6 protein-coding genes and 2 pseudogenes are annotated in these 12,252 nt (G+C 69.9%); 6 read left to right on the plus strand and 2 right to left on the minus strand.

Translation table 11 applies throughout. The features are described from left to right. The first annotated feature begins 224 nt into the window (after positions 1-224). The gene (locus tag ACFT7S_RS17525) at positions 225-3,311 is read left to right on the plus strand and encodes a BTAD domain-containing putative transcriptional regulator (RefSeq protein ID WP_382732509.1); all 3,087 of its coding nucleotides are present in this window, start codon (positions 225-227) and stop codon (positions 3,309-3,311) included. Between the two features lie 145 nt (positions 3,312-3,456). Here ACFT7S_RS17525 and ACFT7S_RS17530 read toward each other — a convergent pair. Then, positions 3,457-3,753: pseudogene (locus tag ACFT7S_RS17530) on the minus strand (transposase); the annotation flags it as partial. 446 nt (positions 3,754-4,199) lie between these two features. Between ACFT7S_RS17530 and ACFT7S_RS17535 the strand changes: the two are divergent. Then, positions 4,200-7,565: a PQQ-binding-like beta-propeller repeat protein gene (locus ACFT7S_RS17535; RefSeq protein ID WP_382732511.1), complete on the plus strand. Its 3,366-nt coding sequence runs from the start codon at positions 4,200-4,202 to the stop codon at positions 7,563-7,565. Positions 7,566-7,580: 15 nt separating this feature from the next. Continuing rightward, positions 7,581-8,855, plus strand: a complete 1,275-nt coding sequence (locus ACFT7S_RS17540) for a nickel/cobalt transporter (protein ID WP_382732513.1) — start codon at positions 7,581-7,583, stop codon at positions 8,853-8,855. Positions 8,856-9,224: 369 nt separating this feature from the next. Here ACFT7S_RS17540 and ACFT7S_RS17545 read toward each other — a convergent pair. Continuing rightward, positions 9,225-9,420: pseudogene (locus ACFT7S_RS17545) on the minus strand (response regulator transcription factor); the annotation flags it as partial. Between the two features lie 154 nt (positions 9,421-9,574). Here ACFT7S_RS17545 and ACFT7S_RS17550 point away from each other — a divergent pair. The 3 genes from ACFT7S_RS17550 to ACFT7S_RS17560 all read left to right on the plus strand — a co-directional run bounded on the left by ACFT7S_RS17550 (position 9,575) and on the right by ACFT7S_RS17560 (position 12,224). Next, positions 9,575-10,180, plus strand: coding sequence for a TetR/AcrR family transcriptional regulator (locus ACFT7S_RS17550; protein ID WP_382732515.1), 606 nt, complete (start codon positions 9,575-9,577; stop codon positions 10,178-10,180). Then, complete coding sequence (locus ACFT7S_RS17555) at positions 10,177-11,232, plus strand: DMT family transporter (RefSeq protein WP_382732516.1); 1,056 nt, start codon at positions 10,177-10,179, stop codon at positions 11,230-11,232. The genes ACFT7S_RS17550 and ACFT7S_RS17555 overlap by 4 nt, the downstream gene beginning before the upstream one ends. Positions 11,233-11,612: 380 nt before the next feature. Beyond that, complete coding sequence (locus ACFT7S_RS17560) at positions 11,613-12,224, plus strand: TetR/AcrR family transcriptional regulator (protein WP_382732518.1); 612 nt, start codon at positions 11,613-11,615, stop codon at positions 12,222-12,224. Positions 12,225-12,252: the final 28 nt, after the last annotated feature.

Genomic DNA, 12,252 nt, shown 5'->3' on the forward strand with positions numbered 1-12,252 from the left:
TCAGTCGACACGGATGAGAACCGCGAGGTCGGTGCCTGGCACGTCCTGCGTCTTCTGACGCGACGCGCGAGTACACCGCTCGTGCCGTTCCGGGCGGTGTACCGCCCGGTTTTGGACACGTCGACAACCATGTACGGCCGACCTGGGGCAAACCTTGCGAGAAACCTTCAGGGGCAGGTCACAGTCCCTTTCAGGCCTGTACTGGCATGAAGGGGGAGCGCGGCATGGTGGAGTTCCAGTTATTGAGCGCTCTTGAGGTGCGAGTGGGTGGTCGGCCGGTACCTCTGGGGCACCCGCGGCAGCAGTGCGTTCTCGCGGTTCTGCTGATTGACGCAAACCGCCCCGTGTCGGCCGACCAACTGCTCCACCGCGTATGGAATGATCGCGTGCCCCTTCGGGCCCGAGACACGCTCTACTCCTATATATCTCGTTTGCGCCACGGGCTGGACCCGCACGGCATCCGTCTGGCCCGCAGGTCCGGTGGCTACGTGCTCGACATCGACAAGACCACGGTGGATCTGCACTGCTTCCGCCACCTGATCGCGCGGGCCAGGAAGGCCCCCGATGACCGGTCCGCCCTGAAACTGTTCGAGGAAGGGCTCGGGCAATGGCGGGGCGAACCGCTGGCGGGTCTGGACTCCCTGTGGCTGGACACCGTGCGCGAGCAACTGCAGGCAGAGCGATGGGCGGCGGAGCTGGACCGGACCGACGCCATGCTGCGCACCGGCCGCCACAGCGAGTGTCTGGCCGATCTGTCAGCACGGGCTGTCGCCCATCCTTTGGACGAGCGGGTGGCCGGCCAGTTCCTGCTCGCCCTGCACCGCGAGGGCCGACCCTCCGACGCCCTGGCCCACTACCAGACCATGCGAGGGCGGCTGGCAGAGGAGCTGGGGGTCGACCCCGGCCGAGCCTTAAGACAGCTTCACCAGCAGATACTCGCCTCCGACCCTGCCCTCGACGAGCCGGCCCCGCGCTCCGCGAGCGCTTCCGCACCGGCACGCGACATGTCCCCTCGGCGGGCCTCATCAGCGTCGGGCCCGCACGCGCCGGTTTCGGACCGGCGGGACGACGCCACCGGGAGCGGTCACGAGGACTGGGGCGGAGCGAGCGCACAGCAACCGCGCCCGCGTCTGCTTCCGCCGGCCCCGTCCCTGTTCGTGGGCCGGGAAGACGAGGTGGCCGAGGCTTGCCACCTGGTCGGCCAGGAGACAGCCGGGTCGGTGACCCTGCTGGTCACCGGACCGGCTGGGGTCGGCAAAACGGCCTTCGCCGTGCGCACGGCGCATCTGCTGACCTCCCGGTTTCCGGACGGTCAGCTCTACGTGGACCTGCGGGGTTTCGGTGACGAGCCGGCCGAGTCGTTCACGGTCCTGAGCGCCTTCTTGCGGGCGCTCGGCGTACACGGCGGAGCGATGCCCCCGGACGCGACCGGGCGAATCAATCTCTACCGCACCTTGCTGGCCCAGCGCAGGACACTCGTCGTGCTGGACAACGCGGCCGACGCACTGCTGGTGGACGACCTCCTGCCCAGCGGAGAACACTGCGCCGCCATCGTCACCAGCCGGACCACGCTGGCCAGCCTGAGCGGTATCCGGCTGCCCCTCACAGTCTTCGACTCCACGACGGGGCTGGCTCTGTTGCGTGAGATGGTGGGCACAGACCGCACCGTCGCGGAGGCCGACTCGGCCCGATCCATCGTGGAAACCTGCGGGGGACTTCCCCTCGCGGTATGGGTCACCGGAGCACGACTGGCCGCACGACCACACTGGCCCCTGGCCAAAGTCGCCCGTGCGCTCGCCGACGAGCAACGCAAGCTTGATGAGCTGGCCGTCGGCCACATCGCCGTGCGAGCCAGCCTGGAGCTGACCTACCGGGGCATGACCCCTAAAGTTCGGCACGCCCTGCGGATGCTCGCCCTGCTGCCCGGACCGGACTTCGCCGTCTGGGCCCTGGCCGCGCTGCTGGATATGGACCTGGGCCGGGCGGAGGCCGTGCTCGACGAGCTGGTGGATGTGCATGTGGTGGAAGTCGGGGCTGCCGGTGCCACCGCAGTGCGCTACCGGCTGCACGACCTGGTGCGGCTGGTGAGCCGGGAACGGGCAGAACGGGAGGTCCCGCCCCAGGACCGTACGGCCGCGCTCACACGGCTGCTGGGCGCGAGCCTGCACCTGGCCGACCTGGCCGCGGACACCCTCAGCGTCGACTTCCAGGGCACCTCGCAGTCCGGCCTGACATCCTGGCGGCCCTCCCCGACGGACACCATCCAGATCCTCGCGGACCCACTGGCCTGGTTCAACGACGAGCGCCAGCTCCTCATCGACGTGGTGGACCAGGCGCTTGACAGAGCAGAAGTTGCGCTGGCCGCCGGGCTGGCCACCACGCTGACGACACTCTTCCAGATCGGCAGCAACTTCGACGACTGGGAACGCACCCAGAGCCGGGCGCTCAAGGCAGCACTGGACAGCGGAAACCAGCGCAGCGCCACCCAGCTCCACCGCTGCCTCGGCGAACTCACCACCATCCTCGACCGGTACCCGGAGGCGCTGGACCACTTCGAGCAGGCGCTGCGGTTGGCCGACGGCGAGGGCCCGGCCTACCGAGCCAGCGCCACAGCCGGGCTGGCATACGTCCACCGTCTGTTGGGCCAGTACTCCTCGGCCGTGCATCATTTCGAACAGGCAGCCGAGCTGGCCCGAACGGTCGAGAACGTCAACTGCCTCGTCTACGCCACCAACGGCATCGGTGTCATCTACCTGGAGCAGGGGCGTGTCGAAGCGGCCATGGAGCGGTTTACGCACTGCCTGCGGGAGAGCAGGGAAGCGGGCTACCGGCCTGGAGAAGCACAGGCCTTGCGATGCCTGGGACAGGGCCACCGTGCGCGTGGCGCCTATTCCACCGCCGCCGAGTACTTCCGGACGGCCGCCTCGATCAGCGAGAGTCTGGGCGACCGGCTCACCACCGCACACGCCACCTGCTGGCTGGGGGACGTCCTGGTGCGACAAGGCGCTCAGGCGGAGGGGCGCCGAATACTGGCCGGCACCCTTTGGACCTACCGGGAGTTCGGCAATCTGTGGGGCGAGGCGGCAACGCTCAATGCACTCGCCGAGGCGCAACTCATAGCAGGACGTCCAGCGCCAGCCCGCCGACGCGCCGAAGCAGCCGTCAGGCTGTGGCGACAGATCGGTTCCCGGACCTGGCTGGCCGTGGGCCTCGACACCCTGGCCAAGGCCCACACCATGGCCGGTGACCTCGTGGCCGCAGCCCGCGCCCAGCACGAGGCCTCAGCAGTACGGACGGCCTCGGCCACCTAGTACCTCCAGCCGGACTTCTCCATTAGCGCTGGTCAACGACTTGGACGTGGGGGAGTCTCATTGGCGGCCCGCTGGATGGGCAACACATCGACATCACCGTCCGCCCCGTCCAACAGCTGCTGGACGGGCGGCCCTTCGGCCCTGCCGAGGCGAGGACATCGATGAGGCGGGAGACGGTGGGATCGGAGGCCACCGGACCGAACACGGCCGGCTCGGCCAGACAGTCCCCGCCGAGCGCGACCGCCAGGGCCACATCCAGCAGGATCTTCCCCGGATCGTGCACCGCCCGCGACTTGCACCGGCGCCAGATCCGCCGATATCGCCTGGTCCAACCCGGTCTTATGGGCGTTTCCACCAGCAGGACGCCTCCCGCCTGCGAGACCACTGCCCGGCCACCGCCCTCAACGCGGACACGCGGGTACGACCCGATACGCTTCTTCACCTGGGAAGTGCCTACGACGGTGGCAGGTACAAGGACCTCGACAATCCTCATTCTTGCTGGTCAGAGGCACTTTTCGTTTGCCTGACCACCCGTCGGGACACCAGACTTCATGAAAGCGGGAGGCTAACGCCTGGGGTACACGTCACCTCGGCAGGGCTCAACCGGCCGGCCGTGAGATCGATGACGCCACGATCGCCGAGGCGCTGGTGTGCGACGAGTCGGCGGAGTACGCCGAGCTGGCCGTCAGGGGGAAAGGCGTCGGTGACGAAGCGGGGCATCCGAGGACCCTTGGTGGGGAACTGGCCGAGCAGGGATCGCCGACGGCAGGTCTCAAGCGCCCGAGTGATCCAACAGCCGCGAACTGGAGGCTGAACGCTTCCGGGCGGCTCCGTGAATTCGATCAGGACCGACCGGTAACCGACCCACGGATCATTAACGTCCGCTTTATGAAACACATATGCAGAGCAGCCGGGCTCGCCCTCGCGCTACTGCTTCTCGTGCTGGGCACCGGCGCCCAGGCCGCATCCGCGCATGTCACGCGCGAGCATGCGGAACTCGTGGTCGCGCCCGGTGACAACGTCACCAGCGGCCGCCTCATCGTGCACAACGCCGTAGTGGCTCCCGAGCAGGCCGGTGCATGGGCGGCCGGGCTGCTCTCGGCCCCCTGCCCGGCCACCGGTTCCGGCGTGCCTGGTGACAACGGCGGCGTGCCCGGCGGCGTCGTCATCGAGCTCGCGTGGAGCTGCCATGTCGAGGCGCTCGACCTGAGCCCCCTCATCGACAAGGGCGGACTGACCCAGGTCGTCGTCGAGTTCGACGGCACGGCGGTCGACGCCTCTGCCGCCACCCCGCTCGTCGATGTCCACGGCGCGCACGCCCTGCCGTCGTTCCCCTGGCTCATGGTCGCGTTCATCACGGCCGCCGGTGCCGCCGCTCTGCTCGCCGCTTGGCGACTGCCGTCCCTCGTCCACGGACTGCGCCGTACCCGGCGGCGCTGGCAGCTGGCGACGGCCGGTGCCGTCGCTCTGTCCTTCCTCGCGCCCCAGGCAGCCTTCGCCGACGGCAGCGCGGATCCGGCCGCCACTGCAACCGTCAAGGGCACCGTCTTCAAAGACCGCAACGGCAACGGCGAGCGGGACAGGGGCGAGCAGCCCATGCCCGGCATCGACGTCACCGACGGCGCCGTGTGGACCGCGACCGGCGCGGACGGCTCGTACAGCCTGCAGATCGATCCGAAGCGGCGCGAAACCGACCTTGTCGGCATCGTCTCGCCCGACGGCTACACGCCCGCGCTGCGCAAGGACTACATCCCGCAGTTCTTCCACAAGGTCCCCGAGACCGGCGGCAGGGACGTCGACTTCGCACTCGTACCCGACCGCAACGCCTCGGACCCCACCGAGAAGTGGGTCATGAACTCCGACCCCGAAGTCGGCAACCGCACCGACGACGAGGCCCGCCGCGCGCTGCCCCAGTGGACCGGCCAGGTCCGGGCGATGTCCGAGGTCGACGGCGCGACGATGCAGATCTCGACCGGCGACCTCACCGTCACGGACTACGCAGCCGAGCCGCGCCGTCAGGGCGCGTACGACCTGTTCAGCAAGGGCCTGGAGGAGGGGCGGCTCGGGCACCCCTTCTACCCGGTGATGGGCAACCACGACTTCGGCGGGACGGCGACCTCCCAGGGCTACGCCGGCAGTATGGAGTACTACCGCCGCAACCTCGCCCCCGAGTGGTACAGCTTCGACCGGGGTGGCCGCCACATCGTCGTCCTCGAGGACAACTACGACGCGAGCGGGCTGAAGCCGCAGCTGGAGTGGCTGCGCCAGGACCTCGCCCGGCACGCGGTGGGCAAGCAGGTGTTCGTCTTCGCCCACCGCTCTCTGTTCACCCAGTGGGGCCCGGGCGCCGGCATGCAGCCGACGATCGACGAGCTCGCCAAGTACGACGTGCGGCTGGTCGCCGCCGGGCACAACCAGCAGGCGGAGTTCCGGCGCGGCGCCTTCAAACGGTCCGTCGAGATCAACAACCAGGGTACGTACGGCATCGACGGTGCCCGCCCCGACTACAAGGTGCTCGACTTCAGAGCCATCACGGACGATCCGCGCACACCCCGCAACGAGGACACCGGCCATGTGACCGGCATCCACCGGCAGTTCGACATCGACGACGACGCCGCGCTGGTCAGCCCCGCGCAGGGCAGCGTGCACGGCGCCAAGGCCGCAGTGCCCGTCGAGGTGTACGCGGAGGACGACGGCCGCACGCCCGCCAGGGCGGTGCTGACCGTCCGCGACAGCCGAGGGAACCTGGTGAAGCGTGAGGACGTGCGCTTCGGCAAGGGGGTGTCCCGCCCCGGCATCGAGAACTGCTACACCCCGCCCGGCGGCACGCCGGAGCCCTGCCCCGACGCACGCGGCGCCTGGACCCGGGCGAGCGGCACGCTGAGCGGGCTGCGGCCCGGCACGTACACGGCAGAGTCGGTCGCGTACGACACCCGGGGCGAGCAGTTCCCCGTCGTGAAGAACACCTTCGAGATCGTGCGCGACTCCGAGCTCGCGAAGCCCGGGACCGGGCAGGACTGGCTGAGGCAGGGCGGCCACGAGGCCGGGCGGTCCGCGAGCGGCGACGCTCCGGGCGCGAAGCTCGACCTCAGGTGGGCCCGTCACACCGGCGAGCAGTTCAACCTCAACGGCTCGGTGGTTGCGGACGGCAAACTCCTCGTCTCGTCCCGCGCCTTCGACTCGCCGTACAGCATGATGCTCGCGTACGACATCGCCTCCGGGCGTGAGCTGTGGCGCACGTACCTGGACGGCGACGCCGAGTCGGCGCCGACGCTCCATGACGGCAAGGCCTATCTGACCACCGGCGTCGGCCGGATCTACGCGCTCGATGCCGCGAGCGGCCGCATCGCCTGGCAGTCGATCGACCGCGAGGAGACCCACGGGGACAGCGTGCGCCGCTACGGCCGCGCCGGAGGACCGGTCAGCGTCTTCGCGCTGGCGGGCGCGGACCACCGCTCGGTCGCCGTCTACCAGGACGCCTACACAGTCCGCTGCCGGGACGCCGGGACCGGCGGGATGCTGCCCGGCGGCTTCGGCGCCGCGTTCTCCTGGGGACAGGCCCACAGCACGGTGATCCGGGAGCCCGGCTCCAACACCGCCTATCTGCACTCCATGTCGAGCAATACCGTCATCGCCATGGACCTCGCGACCTGCACCCAGCTGTGGGTGAAGGACACCGCGGGCGACATCGACAGCCACTCCTCGCCCGTCCTGACCGACCCGGCCACGGGCACGGCGAAGCTGGTGACGTTCACGGCGTACGGCGTCCGCGGGCACGACCCGAAGACGGGCTCGGTGACCTGGGAGTCCAAGCTGGGCGGCGGCAGCACCTGCGAGCCGGGGCGCGCCCCGCTCACCAGCCCATCCGTATGGGGCGACATCGCCTATGTCGCGGGCCGGGACGGTGTCGTACGCGCCTATGACACGAGCGCGACCGATCCGTCGAAGCCGGTGTGGGAGGCCAAATCGGGCTATCTGGCGGGGGAAAGCCCGCTGGACGACAAGTGGCGGGTCGCCATGGGCTGTTCGGCCGGTAGCGGAGCGCCGACGATGCATCCGCTGGTCACGAAGTCCCATGTGTACGTCGGGACGTGGGACGGTCGCCTGCTCGTCCTGGACCGGGCGAACGGAACGCAGGTCGCCTCGTACAACCTCGGCGCGGGAGTGGCCTCGGCCCTCTCTGTGAGCGGTGACTGGGTCTTCGCCCTGACCGACGACGGCACAGTCCACGCGCTCGCCGCACGCCGGAAGTAGAAAGGAAGCGCCACCGTGCGATCACTCCGCACCGGGGTGCTGCTCCTGCTGACCGCCGTCCCCGTGCTGCTCCTGGGCAGCGCGGGGACGGCGCAGGCGCACCCCTTCGGAACCCCTCCCGTCGTGAGGATCGAGGCAGCGGGCACAACCGTCGACGCAACGTGGTCCGCGCAGCGGGACGACGTCGCCGTCCTGAAGAACGAGTCCGGCGGTGACGAGGCGAGCTATCTGCGCTCGCACATCGTCGTACGACAGGACGGCCGCCCCTGCCGGGTGGACCGGGCGGACGACGTGAAGCTCCGCTTCGTCTGCCCGCGGCCGGTGGAACGCATCGAGCTGACGGTCACGGCGCTGACGGACCTCGACCCGTCGTACCGGACACTGTCCGTGACCGACACGGGCTCCGGCGGGCTGCACACGGCGCAGGAGCCGACGCGGACGCTGACCCTGAAACCGGCGGCCGCGGGGACCGCCGCGGCCGCACCGGCCGCTTCGCGCTGGGGGGCCTGGACAACCGACCTGACCTCATTGCTGGACCACGGCACGGCCCTCCCGCTGGCGCTGCTCGTGGCCGCGGCCGTGGGGGCGCTCCACGCCTGCGCGCCGGGGCACGGGAAGGCGTTGGCCGCCGGGTATCTGGTGGGCGGCAGGGGCAGGCCGCGCGACGCGGTGTGGCTGGGCGGGATCGTCGCCGTGATGCATACGTTCTCGGTGTCCACGCTGGCGGTCGGCTGGTGGCTGGCGGCAAACAGCACACCAGGCATCGCGGCGCTGACAGGGTGGCTGCAGCTGATCGCGGCGCTGGTGGTGGCCGGGGTGGGCGTGAGTCTGCTGCGGCGGCACCTGCGCCACCACAAACACCAACATCCCCACCACGGGCATGACCACGGACACGATCATGGGCATGACCACGGACACGATCACGGGCACAGCCATCACATCCCGGACGCCCCGTCCCTCTTCACCTGGCGAGGCATCGTGCTCCTCGGTGCCTCGGGCGGCCTGCTGCCCTCGCCGTCCGCCTTCCTCGTCCTGCTCACCGGCCTGCTGAGCGGCAAGGTCGGCATCGCCCTCGCGATGGTCGCCGCCTTCGGCCTCGGCATGGCGCTGACGCTCACCGGCGTCGGCCTGATCGTGCTCCGCTGCCGGGACGCGCTGCTGGACAGAGTCTCGCGCTCCCGGACGCTGCGGACGTGGATGCCGAGGGTCCCACTGTTCGCAGCCTCGGCGGTGGTGGCCGGAGGGACGGTGGCCTCGGCGGTCGCCGCAGGCCACCTTCTCGCTCCGTGATCTCCGTAACTCTGCCAGGGCTGTGGTCACGTATGCGGCGCTGGCTTTGGTGAGGTGAACGTGCTCGTCGCGGGCAGCCTGCACAGAGGCGTTGGAGAAGTCCCTCTGCCGAGCGGGGAAGTCCGAGCTGGCTTCCAGCTGGCCCATGGGTACATAGATCTGGCCCCCTGTGAAGCCGGACGTCTCCGCCTCCGCCACAGAGCCTTGTTGGCCTGCAGGGCCGGGAAGGCCGGCTGGACCCTGCACCCCGGCGGGCCCTCGATCGCCTCGCAAGGCGCTGTGAGCTGCCCCGATTGACCGAATGGTCATCGAGGGTGTGGCGAGCAAGGCCAAGGAACCCCAGAGGCGTTCGCCGCCGGGCTGGCTTTGCTATGCGGGGCCGATGCGGGCGATGCCGGTCTGGTAGGCGATGACGACGAGTTGGGCGCGGGTCGCGGGCGCCGAGTTCGGCCATGGCCCGGTTGGCGTGGGTTTTGACGGTGAAAGGGGTGATGAAGAGGTGTCCGGCGATTTCGTCGTTGGTCAGTCCGGTGGCGACCAGGGCCATGACTTCGCGTTCGCGTGGGGGCCCCACAGCCCTCTCGGGCGTCCAGCCGGCCATGAGCGTCAGACATTTTTTGCTGGTCGCAATGGGGAGCGCCGCATTCGTGCAGCCCCGCTTCCGAGCTGGCTGCCATCGCCGTACTCTAGGTAGACCTACCTACCTAGTTTGGACTGTGATGAGCGAGAGCGACGTGAGTACGGCGGAGAGTGGACGGCGGCGACCGGCCCGCGAGCGGCTACTGGAAGCGGCGTCCCGCCGTTTCTATGCCGACGGTGTGACGGCGACCGGCATCGACACGATCACCGCCGAGGCCGGTGTGGCGAAAATGAGCCTCTACAACAACTTCTCCTCCAAGGCCGACCTGGTTCGGGCCTATCTCGACGCCCGGCACGAGGAGTGGCTCGGTCTTTACCGGGCGCGGCTGGAGCACGCCGACGGGCCGCGCGAGGGGGTGCTGGCAGTGTTCGACGCGTACGCCGATCATGCGGCGTTCGCGTACGCGCACGGGTTCCGCGGCTGCGGGCTGCTCAACGCCGCCGCCGAGCTCCCGGCCGGGGACGAGGGCCGGGCCGTGGTGCGTGCCCACAAGGAGGAGGTCGAGCGGTTGATCGCCGGCCACGTGGAGGAACTGCTGCCCGACCGCCCCGGCGAGGCGCGCGCGACGGCCGAGCACCTCGCCTTCCTCCTGGAGGGCGCGATGGCCCGCGCCGGCCTGGAGGGCGACGGCGACCGGCTCCGGCACGCCCGCTCCCTGGCTGCCGGCCTGTTGGACCGGCTGTGAGGCGGCCCGCCGGAGTCGGCCGGTCCGCGGGGGTGGGCGCGCTGTGCGTGCTGGCCGCCTCCGTGCTGTGGGGTACGACGGGTACGGCCGCCACCTTCGCCCCGGACGTGGGCCCGCTCGCGATCGGGGCCGTCGCCATGGGACTGGGCGGGCTCCTCCAAGCCCTCATCGCCGCACGGCAGATCGCCCACCACGCACCCCGCCTGCGCGAGCAGCGCGGCACGGTTCTGCTCGGTGCGGCGTCGGTGGCGGTCTATCCCCTGGCGTTCTACAGCTCCATGCACCTGGCCGGAGTCGCCGTGGGTACCGTGGTGTCCATCGGCACCGCCCCCCTCGCCTCAGCCCTGATCGAACGCGTTGTGGACCACCGCCGGCTCACCCGCCGCTGGATGCTCGCGGCCTCCCTCGGCCTGCTCGGCACCGTCCTGCTGTGCGTCGCCGAAGCCGCCCACGCCGCCAACGGAACCGGACAGGCATCCGTAGCTGCCACGCTGCTCGGCGTGAGTCTCGGCCTCGTCGCCGCCGCGACGTACGCGCTCTACTCCTGGGCCGCGCACCGGCTCATCACCCGCCAGATCCCCTCCCGCGCGGCGATGGGCGCCGTCTTCGGGCTCGGCGGACTGCTCCTGCTGCCCGTCCTGGTGGTCACCGGCGCCCCGCTCGTCAGCTCCTGGTCTAACGTGGCCGTTGGCACCTACATGGCGCTGGTCCCTATGTTCGTCGGCTACGTCCTGTTCGGCTGGGGCCTGGCACACGTGCCCGCCAGCACCGCGACCACACTGTCCCTGCTCGAACCGGCCGTCGCGGCCGTACTCGCCGTCCTGGTCATCGGCGAACGCCTCCCCGCCGCCGGCTGGACCGGCATCGCACTCGTCATCGCTTGCCTCGCCGTCCTCACCTCCCCATCACCCACCGCACGCAGCCGGCGGCAGCGGCCTCCGAACCCGGCTGCGGATGACGATGTCAGCGATACGCAGAAGGACAACCTCCTCCCGACAGTGGGCTCCGTGCGGCGGGACAGGGTGGACCTGGCCGACGCCGACCCAGCCTGAGTGCTGTGCACCACAGGCCCTTCTGAGCTGTTGTAGGCCAGTACCTCCCACGGAGGATTACCGACCTGCGTAGTCATCGTCGCCCGTGACCAACTTGATCTTTAACCTGTGCGGCGTGGACGCGGGGTCGTTGATTTCTTCGTCCGCCGCGTTGTGTGGTCCGGTTTGCCGACGATGGACGGATTGTGAGAGTCAACGCAGACGGCGACTACCCATTCACGGGACCCGGCGCGTTTCCGGTGCGCATCGGCTGCCCCGTTGGTTCTGGTCGAACGATTTACGGGACCCCTCGCCTCTTGCATGTTCTATGCCATACCCCATAAGTTACCGACAGGTAGCCGCCTGGCGGGCCAAGTCGTCGTCCGGAAGGTGGTGCACGGGTGAGCCCGCGCAGGAGTGTCGGTCGTGACCGGATGGTCCTCAGTGCCGCTGGCCTGCTGCGCGAGTATGGGGCAAGCGCGACCAGCATCGACCGGGTCCTCGCCCACAGCGGAGCCCCTCGCGGGTCGGTGTATCACCACTTTCCCGGCGGGCGGACGCAGCTCATCGGCGAGGCGGTGGCGCTGGCGGGGGCCTTCATTGCCGGTCTGATCGACGCTGTCATGCAGGCCGAAGATCCGGTGGAGGCCATCGACGCGTTCTTCGTGCTGTGGCGCGACCGGCTCGTGGAGAGCGGCTTTCGCGCCGGCTGCCCGATCGTGGCGGTAGCTGTGGAGACCAACGACGACGCACCCCAGCTTGCCCGCTCCGCCGCTGTGGTCTTCGCCCGATGGCAGGAGGCCCTCGCGGCCCTGTTCGTCCGGCACGGCCTGACCGAAGAACGCAGCCGGAGACTCGGAGCCTTCATCATCGCCGCGGTCGAAGGTGCCGTGATCATGTGCCGGGCCGAGCAGAGCACTGCCCCGATCGAGGCAGCCGCAGCCGAGATCCACGACCTGCTCCTGTACGCCCTGCGCGACCGCCCCGGGACCGAACGCCGGCCCCAGGCATAGGCCGCCGTCGCTTCACCTACATACACAT

It is taken from the genome of Streptomyces sp. NPDC057136 (assembly GCF_042670885.1).
Taxonomy (GTDB): domain Bacteria; phylum Actinomycetota; class Actinomycetes; order Streptomycetales; family Streptomycetaceae; genus Streptomyces.